Origin of the sequence: Lactococcus sp. LG1074, from assembly GCF_017309525.1 — a bacterium.
GTDB classification, from domain to species: Bacteria; Bacillota; Bacilli; order Lactobacillales; family Streptococcaceae; genus Lactococcus; species Lactococcus petauri.
The window spans coordinates 1,556,533-1,575,057 of sequence record NZ_CP071293.1 but is presented as its reverse complement, the minus strand read 5'-3'; the positions used below and the strand labels follow the sequence as shown (position 1 = coordinate 1,575,057).

General features: G+C 36.1%; 16 protein-coding genes and 3 pseudogenes. 12 read left to right on the top strand and 7 right to left on the bottom strand.

Annotated features, from left to right (window positions below):
- Positions 1–77 precede the first annotated feature (77 nt).
- From J0J36_RS07840 to J0J36_RS07830, 3 genes are read right to left on the bottom strand one after another with little or no spacing between them, the layout of a single operon-like run.
- Positions 78–659, bottom strand: a complete 582-nt coding sequence (locus J0J36_RS07840) for an ECF transporter S component (RefSeq protein ID WP_003134176.1) — start codon at positions 657–659, stop codon at positions 78–80.
- A gap of 4 nt (positions 660–663) precedes the next feature.
- Positions 664–1,215, bottom strand: coding sequence for a phosphopantothenoylcysteine decarboxylase (gene coaC / locus J0J36_RS07835; RefSeq protein WP_003134174.1), 552 nt, complete (start codon positions 1,213–1,215; stop codon positions 664–666).
- A complete protein-coding gene (locus tag J0J36_RS07830) occupies positions 1,208–1,906 on the bottom strand; it encodes a phosphopantothenate--cysteine ligase (protein WP_003134172.1) in 699 nt (232 codons plus the stop codon). Before J0J36_RS07830 ends, coaC begins: the two co-directional genes overlap by 8 nt.
- A gap of 139 nt (positions 1,907–2,045) precedes the next feature.
- Between J0J36_RS07830 and J0J36_RS07825 the strand changes: the two genes are divergently transcribed.
- On the top strand, positions 2,046–3,335 hold the full coding sequence (locus tag J0J36_RS07825) for a serine dehydratase subunit alpha family protein (protein WP_019291616.1): 1,290 nt from the start codon (positions 2,046–2,048) through the stop codon (positions 3,333–3,335).
- A 49-nt stretch (positions 3,336–3,384) separates the two neighbouring features.
- Here the strand turns inward: J0J36_RS07825 and J0J36_RS07820 are convergent, their stop codons facing one another.
- Positions 3,385–3,564: a 2-hydroxymuconate tautomerase gene (locus J0J36_RS07820; RefSeq protein WP_014025285.1), complete on the bottom strand. Its 180-nt coding sequence runs from the start codon at positions 3,562–3,564 to the stop codon at positions 3,385–3,387.
- Positions 3,565–4,075: 511 nt separating this feature from the next.
- Between J0J36_RS07820 and J0J36_RS07815 the strand changes: the two are divergent.
- Both J0J36_RS07815 and J0J36_RS07810 read left to right on the top strand, forming a co-directional pair.
- A pseudogene (locus J0J36_RS07815) lies at positions 4,076–5,233 on the top strand (IS3 family transposase).
- 35 nt (positions 5,234–5,268) lie between these two features.
- The gene (locus J0J36_RS07810; RefSeq protein ID WP_324249118.1) at positions 5,269–5,526 is read left to right on the top strand and encodes an ATP-binding protein; all 258 of its coding nucleotides are present in this window, start codon (positions 5,269–5,271) and stop codon (positions 5,524–5,526) included.
- Positions 5,527–5,564: 38 nt separating this feature from the next.
- On the opposite strand, the gene J0J36_RS07805 is transcribed toward J0J36_RS07810, so the two are convergent.
- On the bottom strand, positions 5,565–5,768 hold the full coding sequence (locus tag J0J36_RS07805; protein WP_003134237.1) for a CsbD family protein: 204 nt from the start codon (positions 5,766–5,768) through the stop codon (positions 5,565–5,567).
- A 224-nt stretch (positions 5,769–5,992) separates the two neighbouring features.
- Here J0J36_RS07805 and J0J36_RS07800 point away from each other — a divergent pair, with 224 nt between their 5' ends.
- From J0J36_RS07800 to J0J36_RS07790, 3 genes are read left to right on the top strand one after another with little or no spacing between them, the layout of a single operon-like run.
- Positions 5,993–6,556, top strand: coding sequence for a TetR/AcrR family transcriptional regulator (locus tag J0J36_RS07800; RefSeq protein WP_003134238.1), 564 nt, complete (start codon positions 5,993–5,995; stop codon positions 6,554–6,556).
- Between the two features lie 35 nt (positions 6,557–6,591).
- Positions 6,592–7,665: an ABC transporter permease gene (locus J0J36_RS07795; protein WP_003134239.1), complete on the top strand. Its 1,074-nt coding sequence runs from the start codon at positions 6,592–6,594 to the stop codon at positions 7,663–7,665.
- A 2-nt stretch (positions 7,666–7,667) separates the two neighbouring features.
- On the top strand, positions 7,668–8,348 hold the full coding sequence (locus J0J36_RS07790) for an ABC transporter ATP-binding protein (RefSeq protein WP_003134240.1): 681 nt from the start codon (positions 7,668–7,670) through the stop codon (positions 8,346–8,348).
- Between the two features lie 47 nt (positions 8,349–8,395).
- On the opposite strand, the gene J0J36_RS07785 is transcribed toward J0J36_RS07790, so the two are convergent.
- Together J0J36_RS07785 and J0J36_RS07780 are read right to left on the bottom strand one after the other, a co-directional pair.
- Complete coding sequence (locus tag J0J36_RS07785; protein WP_242520608.1) at positions 8,396–8,854, bottom strand: hypothetical protein; 459 nt, start codon at positions 8,852–8,854, stop codon at positions 8,396–8,398.
- A gap of 206 nt (positions 8,855–9,060) precedes the next feature.
- Positions 9,061–10,218, bottom strand: a pseudogene (locus tag J0J36_RS07780) (IS3 family transposase).
- Between the two features lie 103 nt (positions 10,219–10,321).
- Here J0J36_RS07780 and J0J36_RS07775 point away from each other — a divergent pair.
- The 6 genes and pseudogenes from J0J36_RS07775 (at position 10,322) to J0J36_RS07750 (ending at position 18,447) form a co-directional block, all read left to right on the top strand.
- Positions 10,322–12,456: pseudogene (locus J0J36_RS07775) on the top strand (glycosyltransferase family 2 protein).
- A 36-nt stretch (positions 12,457–12,492) separates the two neighbouring features.
- Positions 12,493–13,179, top strand: coding sequence for an EAL domain-containing protein (locus J0J36_RS07770; RefSeq protein WP_029346261.1), 687 nt, complete (start codon positions 12,493–12,495; stop codon positions 13,177–13,179).
- A gap of 64 nt (positions 13,180–13,243) precedes the next feature.
- Entirely contained in the window at positions 13,244–13,924 is a 681-nt protein-coding gene (locus J0J36_RS07765) for an EAL domain-containing protein (protein ID WP_017370988.1), read from the top strand.
- Positions 13,925–13,939: 15 nt separating this feature from the next.
- Entirely contained in the window at positions 13,940–15,079 is a 1,140-nt protein-coding gene (locus J0J36_RS07760; protein ID WP_086583051.1) for a GGDEF domain-containing protein, read from the top strand.
- A gap of 23 nt (positions 15,080–15,102) precedes the next feature.
- Complete coding sequence (wecB, locus tag J0J36_RS07755) at positions 15,103–16,185, top strand: non-hydrolyzing UDP-N-acetylglucosamine 2-epimerase (RefSeq protein WP_153925324.1); 1,083 nt, start codon at positions 15,103–15,105, stop codon at positions 16,183–16,185.
- Between the two features lie 243 nt (positions 16,186–16,428).
- The gene (locus tag J0J36_RS07750) at positions 16,429–18,447 is read left to right on the top strand and encodes a KUP/HAK/KT family potassium transporter (RefSeq protein WP_003134248.1); all 2,019 of its coding nucleotides are present in this window, start codon (positions 16,429–16,431) and stop codon (positions 18,445–18,447) included.
- Positions 18,448–18,525 lie beyond the last annotated feature (78 nt).

Genomic DNA, 18,525 nt, shown 5'->3' with positions numbered 1-18,525 from the left:
TCAGATGTATTATATCATTTTTCATTTCTATTTTCCAAAAAATAAAAAAACAGACCATGTGATGCCTGCTTTGTAATTTATCTTGATTTTTCTAAAGAAGGAACAATCGCTGCTGTTAAAATGACGGCGATAACAACTTCAGCAATGGAATTACTTGTAATAATCAGCTGAATAAGTCCTGCGAAAGTCATCCCTGTGTATTGACCAAAAAATAAAGTAATGAAACTTAAGACAAGTACTGTATTTGTAGCTGTACCTACAAAAGCAGCAATACCTGCACCTGTACGTGTTTTCATGGCTTTATAGATAAAATAAGGAAATACACCAATGAGGATCCGAGGGACAATAGCAACTACTAAAGCCCAGAGGGAACCATGATTTGTACCAGGAATGGGTTGAAGTGGGCTAAACACATAACTCAAAGGTGTAGTAAGGATTGTGGAATTAATAACGCTGATAATTCCCATTACAAGCCCTAAGAAAGCACCTTTCCGTGCACCTAAGACAATGGAACCGATGATTACAGGAATATGCAAGAGTGTAGGCACAATAGGCAATGGCCACACGCTATAGACGATTTGGCTCAAAACTTGCACGACAACCATGATAGCAATAAAGATTGCAAGGATGGCAATATCGGATGCTTTTGATTTTTTCATGTTTTTAAATTTCCTCAATTTTAGTAGCTTGATCCAGCATATCAACAATGGTATCAATATTTGCGAGTGCGCCTTCACCAAAGTCTCCACAAGCTAAGAGAGATTGTTTGGGTTGTATAACATTGTATCCTATTGATTTTAAAATATCAATATTTTTCATCGTTAAAGGATTGGCATACATATTAGTATTCATAGCAGGAGCAATATATTTGGTTTTGCTTGGATGTAGCGCAAGGGCTACAGAAGTTACAATATCAGAAGCGGCACCATGAGAAAGGCGACTTATGGTATCCGCTGTGGCAGGAGCAACAACAAAAATATCAGTGTGTTTTGCGATATCGATATGATTAACAACATCGGGATGTTCTTCATCCATAATATCAAGGTGTACTTTATTTTTAGATAAAACTTGCAAAGTTAAAGGTGTAATGAATTGTGTAGCTGCTTTTGTCATCAAAACAGTAACATTATGGTTCTTTTTGTTGAGCATCGAGACGATATCTGCAGCTTTGTAGGCTGCAATGCTGCCAGTAACAGCAAGAGTTATATTAGCCATGATAAGCCTCCTCGGATTTTTTTACAATTACTTGAGCAATTTGTGGTTTAGTTTGAAGCTGAGTAATATCCGCAGAACCACTAACTAAGAAGGCTAGATGGTTTTCTCCTTGGATATTAGCTAGATCATTTGCAATAATAAAATCAGCAGAAGTTTCTTTGAGTTTGCTTTGGGCAACCTCCAGCAAGTGCTCCTCACTGACGCCAGAAAGGAGTTTAAAGCCAAAAAGAAGAACTTCAGGTTTCCATTTTTTAATAAATGAAATAACTTTCGGTGTTTTTTCCAAGAGCATCATTTGGTAATCAGAATTTGAGGATATTTTTTTCTGTACTTCAGGGCGGAAATGAATGAGCTGTTCTTTTGTAAGTGGCTGTGGCAAGTCATCTACCCCAGTCATATAAACAGGACGATAATCAGAAACTGCCATACTGTGGACAACAACATCGACTGCTGGAAGAAATCTTTCTACATTATTTAGTAAATCTTGTGTATCGCCAATTGGGATAACAGTTAAATTTTCTTGTTTTGAGGGTAGCTGTGCAAAACGTCCAGCTAACAAAATAACCTGATGTCCGTGTGTCAAAAATTCTTCAGCAGTTAATTTTCCTAAACTACCTGTCGCGAAATTAGTGATACCGCGGACGGTATCAATGGACTCAGTGGTACCACCTGCTGTAATTAAAATCTTCATGGCTTTATTTTAACCTAAGTCTTTTCGCAATGCAAGAAGAGTATACCCCGCTAGGTAACAAAATCAAGAAAGCGGTTGCAATAGTTAGGGAGATGAACTATAATTTAAAATGAAAAAGTCAAAAAGAAAAGAGAGCAATATGCTGACAGAAGAAATTAGAAATAGTTTTTTACAAGTTTTAGAAGAAGGTGTTAAGCCCGCTACAGGTTGTACAGAGCCTGTGGCTGTGGCCTATGCTGCTGCAGTATGCCGCACATATTTAGAAGATCCCCATATCGATCGAATAAATATACGGGTGTCCGCTAATGTAATGAAAAATGCCTTGGCTGTAATTGTTCCTGGAACGAAAGAAGCTGGAGTAGAAGTAGCTGCAGCTGCAGGTGCCCTAGCAGGAAATGCTGAAGCTGGCTTGAAGGTAATTTCTGAACTCTCGCCAGATATAGTTCCAGAAATTATTAGCCTTGCTCGGTCAAACCAAGTGAAATCTGAAGTTGCTTCTGTAGCAGATAAATTGTACGTTGAAGTTAGCATAGCTTCAGGGTGTGAAACAGTTACAGTTAAAATTGCAGGGGGGCACACTTCCATTTATTGGATACAAAAAAATAAAGAAGTGATTTTCAAAAAAGAAAAACTTCAATCTAATGAAGAAGCAAGTAGTGTTGAATTTTTAAAAAAGTGCAGTTTTGCGGAAATCTGGGATTTTGCAATTAGTCAAAATCTGGAAGATATTTTACCTTTAATAAAAGCACAAGAATTAAACATGACTTTGGCTTCAGAAGGTTTAAGCAATGATTATGGGATGGGGATTGGAAAAGCGTTACTTAACCACAGAAGCCTTTCAGATATTAGTCTTGAAGAGCAAATTGTTATTTGTACAGCTGCAGCTTCAGATGCACGTATGGGAGGCTGCCAGCATGCAGCAATGACAAATTCTGGCTCAGGAAATCAAGGAATTACAGCTACAGTTCCTGTTTGTGTCTTTGCGCAAAATAGGAGTGTAAGTGAAGAAAAACTTATTAGGGCATTAACTCTTTCACATCTTACAGCTCTTTATATTCATGCATTTTTACCTTTACTTTCTGCTTATTGTGCTACAGATTCGGCAGCAATGGGAGCAGCAGCCGGTTTAATTTATCTCGAATCAGAGGATGAAGAAAAGGCTGAGATGGCAATTAAGAACATGATTGGTGACGCAGTAGGAATGATTTGTGATGGTGCAGGTTTTTCTTGTGCACTAAAAGTAGTGAGCTCTGTATCCTCAATGTATCGTGCAGTACAGCTGGCTCAGTCAGGTGTGGTTATTCCAGCAACAAATGGGATTGTTTCAGGAGAGGTAGATGACTGTATCCGTGATTTAGGACTTTATGTTTCTAGCGGAATGCAGAATTCTGATCCTGTCATATTAGATATTATGATGCATAAGAAATAAAATCTAGAAAAAGAAAAAAGCTTAGAGAAAACTCTCTAAGCTTTTTTCTTTATTGTTTAGGTTCACCGTGGGGATAAAAATTATCTTTTGCCATCTCATCATAGATGACATAAATAGCTTCACGAGGTGCTCCAGTATGTTTCATCACAGACTCTGTGATCTCTTTTGCTAAAGCTTTTTTGGCTTCAGCACTACGTCCTTCAACTAATTCAACATGTACAAATGGCATAGTAATCCTCCTTAGGATTGTTTAATATGCTTTTATTTTATCATTTTTTTTACAAATGAGCATCTTTTTAAATAGGGGTAACATAAGGATAAAAAAATAGTACACTTTCCAAGCTCATTTTTTTGATTTAATAATTTTATAATTTATAATTATTCATATAATGTAATTTTGGGAAAAGTCACAACATTTTAATGTTTGTGATTTTACTAATAAAATAGATCGTTTTCACTTATTTCAGGGAAACTAGATATAGAGGAGGAGTTGAATAAAAAAATGGTTGTTGAATAAATATTGTTAAAATAGGAGGATATATTGTGAAAAATGGAAAAATTATTTAAAAAGTAGTCAATATATAAAAAAACATTTATTATCAACCGGTATATCAGGAAATGTACTTCTAGCAGGTGTCGTAGTAGCTGGGGCTTATACGCTATGGAGCTATACTATAAAAGTGGACAGAAAATTGTGTGTTATAATCTGTCTATTAAGACACAAAAATGAAAGGACTTTTATGTCAGGTTTTAAACGTTACGACGAGGAATTTAAGCAATCTCTCGTTAATCTCTACCAAACAGGTAAAACTCAATCCGAACTCTGTAAAGACTATGGTGTCTCCCCTTCTGCACTTGCAAAATGGATCAAGCAGTACTCTCAAGTTCGTCTTGAAGATAATACGGTCTTGACTGCTAAACAGATTCAAGAATTACAAAAAAGGAATGCCCAACTCGAAGAAGAAAATCTTATCTTAAAAAAAGCAAGTGCCATATTCATGCAAAACTCCAAGTGAGATTAAAAGCAGTCTATAGACTCCGATTTGAACACACGACAGTTATGCTCTGTCGTGTTTTACATGTCAATCGTTCCACCTACTATAACTTCATAAACAAGAAGCCCTCAAAACGTGAAATAGAAAATCAACGCTTGAGAAAATTACTCCTTGAGATTTATATGAAAGCCAAGAAAAGAATTGGAACGAGAGCTTTTAAAATCATTCTCCTGCGTGATTATGGCGTTAATATTTCTGAGGGGCGTATCTTAAGACTTCTCAAGTCTATGACACTCCCTAAAATGTCAACGATTAAACCTAGAGTTAAATCAAAACACTCTCCTGCATTTTCTTCTGATAATCTCCTTAAACAAGAATTTAATCCTAAGTCCCCGAATCAAGTATGGACAACTGATTTCACTTATATTTCTATAGGACATAGACGGCATGTTTATCTCTGCGCCATCCTTGACCTCTACTCTAGAAAATGTATTGCTTGGAAAGTAAGTGACAGGATTGATGCTAAACTTGCCTGTGACACATTAGGGATGGCTATAAATAAGAGGAAGCCTAAGGAACCAATCATTTTTCATTCGGATCAAGGTAGCCAATTTAAATCAGCTTCCTTTAGAAAAATATTAGATGAGCATCAATTGCTTGCTTCTTACTCCAAACCTGGATATCCTTATGATAATGCTGTCACTGAGGCCTTTTTCAAGTACCTCAAACAACGGGAAATAAACAGAAGAACTTATCACTCCATTCAAGAAGTTCAACTCTCTTGCTTTGAATACATCGAACAGTTTTATAACAACTATAATCCTCATTCCGCAAACAATGGTTTAACTCCAAATCAGAAAGAAGAAAACTATTTTAAGAAAATATAGCTCATTTTGTGTCTAAATATTTGACATTAGTCCAAAAACACTAGGGTTTATATTTCAGGACATAAAAGTGAAAATGGCACAATTGAATTGGTCTTTAAAAATATTTCGCGTGAAGAACTCGGAGAAAATAGTCAAGAATTGTCGCAGCGGTTCAAAAGAGGCGATTTATCGAGGAATACAACAGGTTCAGGCTTGGGGCTAGCTATAGCTCAGTCGATTGTGGAAGCACATGAGGGACGTTTCCTTTTAGAAACAGATGGAGATTTGTTTAAAGTAACTTTGTCCTTCCCGAGTTTAGAGCTTGAATAAAATAAAAAAAGCACTATGTAGATAGTGCTTTTTTTATTTTATTTTTTGTGGTGATCAAGTTTTTCTTTGACATTATCAACTGCATCTTCTGATGCATCTTTAATGTCTGCAGCAACTTCCTTCACCTTACCGATTGTTTTATCAAGGACGCCTTCAGCTTTTTTCTTGTTGTCACCTGTAACATCACCAACAACTTCTTTAGCGTTACCTTTGAGTTTGTCTGTTGTACCTCTGTCGACCATAAAAAATACCTCCTTGTTGTTTATACTTTTATTCTACTGGTTATTGTTTCCTTTTGCAAGGTATTCAACTCGTAAATTTTTTAAGCACCTGATTTATAGGATTTTCTGATGTATGACAGTTTTTATAGAAAACCTAATGCACTATATTTGACTCTGTGAGATTAAACTGCTAAAATTTATCCTAAAGTGACACTGTGTCATTTATAAAGTCAAGGGAGGAAAAAATGCCTAAAGCTACATATCTAAAACTTCCAGAAGAAAAAAAACAACGCATCTATGCGGCTTGTAAAACCGAGTTTGCGGATAAACCCTTCCATCAAGCCACGGTGAGAAATATTGTGCAGAGTTTAGAAATCCCTCGGGGGAGTTTTTACCAATATTTTGAAGATTTAACAGATTGTTATATCTATGTTCTGTCTCAAGAGACAAGTGAGCTTCACCAGCTTTTCTTAGATGCGATTAAAAAATATCCGCTTGAAAAAGCCTTAGATGAATACAAGCATTTGCTACTAAAGGAACTCGTACATAATGAAAATTACGCCATCTACAAATATCGCTTTTTAGATTGGAATCACGAATTGACATTAGCTTGGAAAAAGTATAATCCTCAAACATTTGTAAGTAAAGAGCCTGTTTCGCCAATGATTTCTGTGTTTAAAGCAGTTGTGCACGATCTTGTTTACAGACTATTTGCAGAAGAGTGGAGTGATCAAGAATTTGTTGCGCACTATGACAGTGAAGTCGCAGTGATTATGAATGGCCTCTCAGGCAGTCAAAATCATCAATAAAGAAGAGAACGAAGAGTTCTTCAAGGAGTTGTATTATGTTTTTATCACTTAAAGAAATATTTTATTACAAGACAAGGTACACTTTGATTGCAACGATCATATTTTTGGTTTCTTATGTTGTTTTCATATTGTCAGGCCTATCAACTGGTCTTGCCAACCAGTTTAAACAAGCTGTAGTGGATTGGAATGCAGAAAAGATTGTTCTGTCAGACAGTTCGAATAACATTCTGTCTGCTTCGCAGATTTCAAAAGCAGAGTTAGATAATATTGATGGAAAAGAGTTGTCTCCCGTTTCAGTTTTTTCAACTTCTATTAATCAGGGAGAGAATAAAAGAGAGAATATTACGGTTATGGCGCTCCCAATAGGTTCCGATATTCTACCACAAGTCAAGGATGGCATTGATTTTTCAGAAGACAAGAAAGAAATCGTCATCCCAGAAAATCTTGCTGACAAGGGCTATAAAGTGGGCGACAAGATAAAGGTAGGGAATAACGATACAGAGTTAAAAATCGTTGGTATCGCCAAAGCGACCTACTACTCAGCAACACCTGTCGTCTACAGTTCATTTGCTACGCTTTCCGCAATTAAAAACATGAACGCAACAGCCGCAGATGATTCTGTTAATGGTGTCATTGTAAAATCGGGTCAAGTAACCTTGAAAGGTTCAAGTTCAGATAAATTGAAAGTCATCACAACTTCTGAACTTATCAACAATATCCCAGGTTATTCTGCACAGAAAACAACACTGAGCGCAATGATTTATTTCTTGTTCTTGATTGTGCTGCTCATTATTGCTGTCTTTATGTATGTTATTACGCTTCAAAAAGTTCCAATCTTTGGTATTATGAAGGCGCAAGGGATTTCAAACTTCCTTATCATGAAGTCGATCTTATGGCAAAGTTTCTGGCTAGCATTGGTCGGTGTAGTTGCAGCTTTTGGTGGGAGCTATTTCACAAGCTTCGTGCTACCGCAAGCTATGCCGTTTGCAATTGATTTTTCTATATGGACAATTTATGGGCTCATATTGATTGTCGTATCAATACTGGGTTCTGTATTTTCACTGTATACGATTAGAAAAATTGATCCTACTCAAGCGATTGGAGGTTAATAATGAAAGATATTCTACATATGGATAAAGTCACAAAGAGCTTTGGTAAGGGGCGAACAGAAGTTCAAGCCTTGAAAGGCATTGATCTACGGGTACAAGCTGGGGAGTTTATCTCAATCATTGGTCCTTCAGGCTCTGGTAAAAGTACTTTTCTAACAATTGCTGGAGGGCTTCAGTCTTCAACAACAGGGACAACAAAAATCAATACGATTGATTTTAATAAACTCTCAGAAAAAGAACGTTCAAAAGTAAGATTTAAAGAAGTGGGTTTTATCTTACAAGCTTCGAATCTCATACCTTATTTGACTGTCAAAGAACAGTTGAAACTTGTGGATAAGATAAATAAAAAGAACATTAATCGAGGTAAAATAGATGAAATGCTCGACTCTTTAGATATTTTAGAGCTACAAGATAAATATCCTGGGGAACTCTCTGGTGGGGAACGTCAACGTGTTGCAATCACACGTGCACTCTATAATGATCCAAGCTTGATTTTAGCTGACGAACCGACAGCCAGCTTAGATACAGAAAGGGCTTATCAGGTTGTGGATATTTTAAGAAAAGAAGCACATGAAAAAAATAAAGCCACTATTATGGTCACCCATGATTCGCGGATGATCAAAAATAGTGACAGCGTATATCGTATTGAAGACGGCAACCTCTTTAAGGTAGACAATCCTTGAGGGAGGATAAATAAAAAATGAGGGATAACTCCCTCATTTTTTACGGTTTATATTTTACGACGTTTTAAATAGAAGTAAGAGACGATGAGAATAAGAAAACCGCCAATCGAAAGAAGAGCTAACCCGTAAAAAATATGCGCAGCACTTAGATGTGATGATTGTGGATTAATTAATTGTAGGAAAAATGTTTTTGAATTATTTTGCTTCTCAGTAAGAAACAAGAGGAAAATAATGAGAAAGAATTGATGAATCAAGGAACCTTTTTTTTGAGTTGTGTTTTTTAGAAGAATACGGTGGTCTTCGGGAATATGAAGTGCCATGAAATACTGGTTATTGAGCCATTTATTTAGGAGAAAATGACCATAGCTTAATAAGAAAAAACTAAAACTCAGAGCAGAAGGTACTAACGTCATCAATAACCCAAGCACTAATCCCAGTAAAATGAAATTATCCATGTGTGGGACCAATTGAGTGATTTTCTTATAAGTTGCTAATGCGATGACCATTCCTAAAGCATAAGGCAGGTACAATAAAAGATTTTCTGAACCTTTACCAAAGATATTGATGACATAGAGAGAACCGAATAGAAAAAGAAAATTACCAATTGCACCGTTAAGAAAAGTTAAGATATTTAGGGAAAGTGGTATTTGATAATTCCGGTATTCTTTTCTCGTCTTGTAAATAAGAAAAACAATGGACTAATGTCAAATATTTAGACACAAAATGAGCTATATTTTCTTAAAATAGTTTTCTTCTTTCTGATTTGGAGTTAAACCATTGTTTGCGGAATGAGGATTATAGTTGTTATAAAACTGTTCGATGTATTCAAAGCAAGAGAGTTGAACTTCTTGAATGGAGTGATAAGTTCTTCTGTTTATTTCCCGTTGTTTGAGGTACTTGAAAAAGGCCTCAGTGACAGCATTATCATAAGGATATCCAGGTTTGGAGTAAGAAGCAAGCAATTGATGCTCATCTAATATTTTTCTAAAGGAAGCTGATTTAAATTGGCTACCTTGATCCGAATGAAAAATGATTGGTTCCTTAGGCTTCCTCTTATTTATAGCCATCCCTAATGTGTCACAGGCAAGTTTAGCATCAATCCTGTCACTTACTTTCCAAGCAATACATTTTCTAGAGTAGAGGTCAAGGATGGCGCAGAGATAAACATGCCGTCTATGTCCTATAGAAATATAAGTGAAATCAGTTGTCCATACTTGATTCGGGGACTTAGGATTAAATTCTTGTTTAAGGAGATTATCAGAAGAAAATGCAGGAGAGTGTTTTGATTTAACTCTAGGTTTAATCGTTGACATTTTAGGGAGTGTCATAGACTTGAGAAGTCTTAAGATACGCCCCTCAGAAATATTAACGCCATAATCACGCAGGAGAATGATTTTAAAAGCTCTCGTTCCAATTCTTTTCTTGGCTTTCATATAAATCTCAAGGAGTAATTTTCTCAAGCGTTGATTTTCTATTTCACGTTTTGAGGGCTTCTTGTTTATGAAGTTATAGTAGGTGGAACGATTGACATGTAAAACACGACAGAGCATAACTGTCGTGTGTTCAAATCGGAGTCTATAGACTGCTTTTAATCTCACTTGGAGTTTTGCATGAATATGGCACTTGCTTTTTTTAAGATAAGATTTTCTTCTTCGAGTTGGGCATTCCTTTTTTGTAATTCTTGAATCTGTTTAGCAGTCAAGACCGTATTATCTTCAAGACGAACTTGAGAGTACTGCTTGATCCATTTTGCAAGTGCAGAAGGGGAGACACCATAGTCTTTACAGAGTTCGGATTGAGTTTTACCTGTTTGGTAGAGATTAACGAGAGATTGCTTAAATTCCTCGTCGTAACGTTTAAAACCTGACATAAAAGTCCTTTCATTTTTGTGTCTTAATAGACAGATTATAACACACAATTTTCTGTCCACTTTTATAGTATAGCTCCAGAAGTAAATAGTAGGGAGTGTAGTAGTGAAAAAGATTGAATTAAATGTATCGAGGGTGATTTATGGCTTATTGGGCTTAACTTTAACCTTTGATGTGCTCTTGTCATTAAGTCAACGCACACTTTATGAAAATTTAAGTTCAGTTCTATTGCTCGTAGCTCCAATCCTGATCATGGTTTATATCATTTCGACACAAAGTGGTAGAAAGAGTACGTGGAAAACAGCACTTTTGTTTTTAATGCTCTTTCTAATTTTTGTCCTTGAAACGGGCGTTGTGATTGGGCACGGTTTAAGTCCAACACCGCTCTTCAATGTTTTAGCGGTGATTGCATATACAGGTCTCATAAGAATTTTCCTAGAAAAGAAGTGGACAATGGAGTTGGCTACTTTGAAAAGATGGACCTTTGGACTTTCAGGATTTTATCTTATCCTTGCACTCATCTTTGGTTTTTTTTACGGTAAATCAAATTCCAACTGAAATATACAGCAATGTTCGTATCTTTTTAGTTATACTGACCTTGGCTGTTCAACTTTTATTGCTTGGTCTTTCAGGCGTAATTTTATTTAATAAATTAAGAAAAAAGTATTGGAAATTTTGCTTGGGGCCTTACGGTAGTGCTTCTCGGCATTTTTGGAGGTATTCTTTTCTATGTACTACAGGCTGACGTCAATGCACAGCTAGTAGCCCGCTTTTTATTGCTTGTCCAAATCGTTATGGCAATCTCATTGATTATCGAAAGCATCTATACTGGTCTTTCCAATTACTTTAAGCCATACAATAAGATACTGCTTTACTTGGTTTCTATCTTGCCACTTGTTTTTCTTTTCGAAAATAAATTCTGGGGCATGAGCTATTTGAAAGAGATTTTTGAAATCATGATTAGTAAATTGACATTTTTTGCAGTATTTTTCTCAATTCTCACTTTTATTTATTATACGATAGAAACAATCTTGCTCTGGTATGCTTACAGTACAAAAAGCTATACGAGTGATCTCAGTCATGTTGAGATTGAAACGAATTATCGGATCATTGTATTAATTCCTTGTATGAACGAAGAGTTAGTCATCAAAAACACTGTGAAAAGCTTGTTAAATACCAATTATGAAAATCTTGATATTTATGTGATTGATGATGCCAGCATTGATAATACGGTGCAAGAAGTTCAAGAATTCCAAGGTAATAAGAGATTCCATCTTCTCCAAAGATTTCAGCCTCAAGCGCAGCAAGGAAAAGGTGAAGCACTCAATTGGGCTTATAAAAAAATAACGGATTCCTATATTGATAAAGGTTATATTTTTGAGGAAACACTTATCACTATTATTGATGCAGACTCAAGTGTGGCAACAGATTACTTTGACAAGGTAAATTTGGTCTTTAACTCGGATTTTGAATTGACTGGTTTACAATCAAAAGTACAAGTAATCAACCGTAACAGAGACACATCACAAGATTTGGAATTTGGTGAGATTATTAATGCGACTCAATCTTTGCGTAGTAAAACAAATACCGTAGCCTTTGGTGGAAACGGACAGTTTTGTAAACTTAGCACTCTGTATTCTTTGCATGAAGCACCATGGACAACATCGCTAGTAGAGGATTTTGACCTTTCTTTACGTCTCTTTTTATCTGATATATATAATGTACGTAATGTCCAATATGATGATATTAAAATCAAACAAACAGGAATCTATGATGATACGATGTCCTTAGTTAAACAGCGCGTGCGGTGGGCACAAGGCAATATCCAAACCTTTAAGTACATATTCCCTATTATCAAATCAGAAAATTTAGAGTTCAAACAAAAATTAGAGCTGTGTTTTACCCTGATAAAACCTTGGTTGATGGCTATAGAATATGTAGTCGTTATTTACACAGGCGTTGTTTTATTTGGCACATTGCTGCTTTTTGGTTTAAACGATGCAGTGAAAAGCTTTGTTATAATCTTTGCCTTGATGGTACTCTACATTTTCCTTATCAATGTTGTCTGGGCAGTCCTGTATAATAAAAACTCTCAGGAAAAATTCAGATGGGGCCATGTTTTAAGCGATGCTTACTATTTGACCAAGTTTTTGATTGTTCTCAGTCAAATCTATCCGCAAGCGACACTCAGATATTTCAGATCGCAAAATACATGGGATAAAACGAAACGTCAAGCTTAATTTTTCATAAAAAATTGTAAAAAGAAAGGATGCAACTTGAAAAAATATATCTTACAAGAGAATAATTTTGTTTATTTTTATAATAAAATATATGATCATGCGCATAGTATAAAAGGAGTGGAGTGCGTGCTTCGTGAACAAAATGATAAGCAAGAATGGGTCCTTCCACAAAATATCGATGACTTACCTTTTTTCATACTCAAAGATAATGTAAAAGAAAGCATCAAAGTTGCGAATCCCGAACATTTTAAAGTTGTCATTAAACTTACGCTTGAACAATTTCTGAGTCGCAAGTTTAAAAAGAATATCAAAACGATTGCTGAGTCACTCCAACCATTTGACCTTATTATTGAAATATCTCATAATGAGATTGTGAAAAAGAAGAAGAGTCTAAGACGTGTCAGTCGTAGAATTACAAAGTGCAAAGCCTATGGTATCAATTTTTCTATCAATAATCTTGGAGCCGAATTCTATTTTGCCCGCAACATTCATCGCTTGCTTCCTTTAATTGATGTATTGAAGTTAGATATGCGACATTTTAATGATAAAGAAAAATGGATTGATTTAACCATTAAGTTTTGGAAGAAACTGGCCAATAAATATCAACTTGAGTTAGTTGTGTCCGGTGTTGAAACGGATGAAGATGAAAAACTTGTTGATTTATTAGACATCAATTTGAGGCAGGGTTATCTCTATGGCCCACCTCAAGCAGTGATTGACTGAGAAAACTTTTTACCCCTGAACAGAAGGAAAGAGCTTTTCAGTATATTTGAGGAGAAAAGTAGGCTTGAAATTTGACGAATTAATTTTTTATAGACAAAAAATTTGTGATTTTACTCAAAATGACAAAGAAGAATACGAACTGTTATTGAGATATAAACATGCTGATGTTTGTTATTTCCCGTCGGAGATGTTTGATGAGATTGTTTCTGACCATCAGCTCCATAATTTATACCTTCAAAGGCTGGAAGTCCTCTTGGAAGAACAGCTCAGTAAGGATGATTATATTTATTCCCTGAATCTGGATTATCAAGAACTTTATTTTGAAGAAACGGTAGAATTTTTGAGGACATTTAAATATAGGAACAGGTTAAGATTAGAACTCACAGAGCGGTTGCCCGTAAACTGTCAAAATGAAGAAGACTTCTTGCCGATTGAAGCCATCCAAACGCTTAAGAATTTGGGATATGCGATTGCTCTAGACGATTTTTTATCGGGGATAAATCATTATAAAACGCTATTCATCCTAGATGATTATATTGATCGTGTAAAGATTTCAGCCTTAGATTTTAACAGTTATTTATCACCTACTAAGTTAAAGGATTTTATATTTTCAATTGTTGATACGATTAAATTTCTTAAGAAGGAGATTGTAATTGAAGGAGTTGAGGTGGAAGAGCTTCTCGCAAGTTTTCCAAAAGAATGGCTCCAACAAACTTATTACTATGATAGACCGCATAGCTTCTAATAAAGGAGAAAAAAGATGATTCATATTGATGACATATTAGGCAGTAACTTTATTGATAAAATTTTTTTAATGCCTACCGTTCTAGGTATGATGTTTATTGCTAAGTATATGATTCAGTATTATCAGTTGGATCGAAATAAAGTCACTGCTTATATCTTATATTCGAGCAATTTTGCTTTATTTATAATTTTACTTAAATTTCTGTTTAACGACATTGACCAGGGTTCGCCCTATGGTTATATTATTAGTGATATTTCTTTAGTCTTTATTGCGATTTCGGTCGTTTATTTAGTTGCACCCCCTACCAAAAATATTGAATACGAGGTGTTGCCACAGTTTATTATATATTATGGACTTTATTTGCATGTTTACGGTTTTGATATCCAATCCTCTCTCTTAGTGCTTTCCGGATTGACTATATTTTGGCTTGTGATTTATGTGCTATGTAATTATAAGGAATTGATTTCGAAATATTACATTTCCTACTTTTTCCTTAGTATATTTATTACCCTTGCAGCAATATTAGTAGCTTTTTCGCAATTTGACATTCCAATGAGCTATGTGCTTGGTATTTTAGGAAAGGTATTAGCTGTGCTAGTTATCGCGAAGATCGCGATACATTTAATCAGTATTATTGCCTTGATGTACTCGGATTTAAAGAAAGATGCTTATATAGATGCTTTAACCGATACTTATAATCGTAAAAAGTTTGAAGAAGTCTTGAAGGAAATTTTAGACAGTAAGAATGTTCCACTTTTTTCGATTGCTTTGTTTGACGTGGATTCATTTAAATGTATCAATGATTCCTATGGACATTTGGCAGGAGATTATGTGCTGCGGGAGATAAGTTATGGCATTAAAGATACTTTACTTCAAGAGCATAATAATGGTCAACTGTTTCGATATGGTGGTGATGAGTTCTTTGTGCTCTTTAGAAACCAGTCTGGGGATAAGGTCAAAGCAATAATGGATGATATCCAAAAAAATATCTCGGAAAAAGATTTTATCTATAATGATACCTTATTAAATGTTTCTATATCTGTAGGTGTTTCAGAAATAAGAGATGAAAAAAGTCTGAAGGACATTATTGATAAAGTTGATAAAAACTTATATGTCGCAAAAGCAAACGGGAAAAATCAAGTCTTCTATATGTGAAGAAGAGTAGAAATGGGGTAGACATGAAAAAAATAATGCTCGTTTTTGGTACACGACCAGAAGCAATTAAAATGGCACCCTTAGTCAAAGCTATCGAGAAAGATGAACGTTTTGAAGCTGTAACGGTGGTCACAGCGCAACACAGAGAAATGCTGGATCAAGTTCTCGATATTTTTCACATTCAACCTGATTACGATTTAGATATCATGGGAAAAAATCAAAGCCTTAGTCAAATTACCACACGTGTTATTGACGCCATTGATCAAGTGCTGGTAGAAGAAGCACCAGATATCATGCTTGTTCATGGAGACACCTCGACAACTTTTGCAGCCTCTATTGCTGCTTTCTATCATAAAGTAACTTTGGGACACGTAGAAGCAGGATTGAGAACTTGGGACAAATATTCACCTTTCCCAGAAGAAATGAACCGTCAAGTCACAGATGTGCTCTCCGATATTTACTTTGCACCAACTGAAGAAAGCAGACAAAATTTATTAAAAGAAAATCATCCGGATGAGAATATCTATGTGACAGGTAATACTGCTATCGATGCTTTACGATATACTGTACCAGCACATCTTCAAAAGGATCGTCGCCAGATTCTGGTGACGATGCACCGCCGTGAGAATCTGGGTGAACCAATGGAAAATGTTTTCCGTGCCATCAAAACGATTTCCGAAGAATATGTCGACTTTGAGGTAGTTTATCCACTTCATAAAAATCCAAAAGTGAGAGAAATTGCTTATCGCATTCTTGGCGACTTGCCGAATGTGCGACTGATTGAACCATTAAATGTGGTTGATTTTTATCGTATGGAAAATGAAAGCTATCTTATCCTGACGGACTCAGGTGGTGTGCAAGAAGAAGCACCTTCTTTTGGTGTGCCTGTCCTTGTGTTACGTGATACAACAGAAAGACCAGAAGGCGTAGAAGCAGGCGCCTTAAAATTAGTCGGTACAGATGAAACCGATGTTTATCAAGCCATACGGGAACTTCTTGATAACGAAGAAGCCTATAATGAAATGAGACACTCTAAAAACCCTTATGGTGATGGACATGCCAGTGAAAAAATACTTGATGCTATCGATCAGCATTTTAAACACTGAACACCATGAAAATCATAATAAAATACTCTGACTTCTTATAAGGTCAGAGTATTTTATTGCGAGAAATTATCCTCACTATTTGTATTATAAAAAAATCAGATATATAAAAGTTTTTTCCTCGCGTTTTTGAGGGAAACTGATATAATGATTCTAAGAAACTGAGACAATATTATTTTATCCTCTCGTAAAGTTTCTGGAGAAGTATGTACTTCTACCTTTTATAAAAATGAAAGAGGTTTTTGTATGAGTTATGCGAATGAAAAATCGTTTAACAAAGCTACTTCAGCGGGCTTTATAATCGCGCTTGGAGTAGTTTATGGTGACATTGGGACAAGCCCTTTGTATACCATGCAGTCTATTGTTACTGGACAAGGAGGCTTGCAAAATATTTCAACGGACTTTATCCTTGGTGCGGTTTCCTTAGTTATCTGGACACTGACCTTGATTACAACCGTTAAGTATGTGCTGATTGCCCTCAAGGCCGATAATCATCAAGAAGGTGGGATATTCTCCCTCTTCACCTTAGTTCGACGGATGGCTAAATGGCTGATTATCCCAGCAATGATAGGAGGGGCCACCTTACTTGCAGATGGGGCTTTGACTCCAGCAGTTACAGTTACCTCTGCTGTCGAGGGCCTAAAAGGAGTTCCTGGTTTAGGAGAAATCTACGCCAACCAGTCATGGGTTATTGTTACAACGCTTATCATTCTGGCTATACTCTTCCTTATTCAACGTTTTGGAACCGGCCTAGTCGGAAAACTTTTTGGACCGATAATGCTTATCTGGTTTAGCTTTTTAGCTATCACAGGTCTTTTAAATTCCTTTGCGAATCTTGAAATTTTTAAAGCAATCAATCCTTACTATGCTGTCCATCTCTTGTTAAGTCCAGAAAATAAGGCAGGGCTCTTTATTTTAGGTTCGGTATTCTTGGCGACTACCGGAGCAGAAGCCCTTTATTCTGACCTTGGACATGTGGGCAGAGGCAATATCTATGTCAGCTGGCCTTTTGTAAAACTTGCAATTGTTTTATCTTACTGTGGACAAGGGGCTTGGCTTTTGGCGCATAAAGGTGGCGATTTGGGAGGTATCAACCCCTTCTTCGCCGTAATCCCTACAGACATGATGATCTATGCCGTTGTTTTAGCGACTTTAGCTTCTATTATCGCTTCACAATCTCTGATTTCGGGATCATTTACCTTAGTTTCAGAAGCCATCCGCTTGAAGCTTTTACCGATGATGCGGATTTACTATCCAGGGAAAACTTTAGGTCAGCTTTATATTCCAGCAGTCAACTTGATTTTATGGCTTTCGACAAGTGCGATTGTACTTTATTTTAGAAGCGCGGAACACATGGAGGCAGCTTATGGTCTAGCCATTACTGTCACTATGCTTATGACAACAGTACTTCTGGCATATTATCTCGTTTACCGAGGCTTAAAGAAACCTTTGGCTTACCTGATAGCTGCATTCTTTGCTAGTATTGAATTGATTTTCTTTATTGCCTCAGCAGCCAAGTTTGTTCATGGAGGCTATGTTGTAGTGATTATGGCGGCCATGATTATATTTGTGATGTTTGTTTGGTTCCAATCAAGTAAAAGTGTGAACAAACATATTAAGTCACTGGATCTCAATGATTTCAAAGGACAATTGAAAGAACTCAAAGAAGACAAGGAGATGGATCTCTATCAAACCAATCTCGTTTATTTGAGTAATAAAATGGAAGGTGATTTTATTGACCGTTCTATCCTATATTCAATACTTGATAAACGTCCTAAAAAGGCGGAAGTTTACTGGTTTGTTAATGTGAAAGTTACTGATGAACCATGGACTTCCGAATATGAAGTTGATATGATGGGAACAGATTATATCGTTAAAGTTCATTTGTATCTAGGGTTTCGGATGAAACAAGAAGTGCCCCGTTATCTTCGGACGATTGTTAAAGATTTAATAAAATCAGGACGATTGCCTAAACAAGAGCAAAAATACACCACAATGCCTGGTAGGGATGTTGGTGACTTCAGATTTGTAGTTATCGAGGAACGGGTGACAAATGCACAAAAACTTCCAGCTTTTGATCGATTCGTCTTGAAAGCAAAAGCCCGAATCAAGCGCTATACAGCAACACCAGATCGCTGGTTTGGCTTACAATTTTCGGAAGTGTCACTTGAGCGGGTGCCATTAATATTATCAGATGTATATAATTTGAGCATCAAAGAACGTCCAAAACTAGAAGATGAAGGTGAAGAAGACATAAGCTATTAGTATAGATACAATTAACCAGAACAACTGGATTTTTCCAGTTGTTTTTTTGTCATGTCACTTGTTGAAGAGTTACTACAA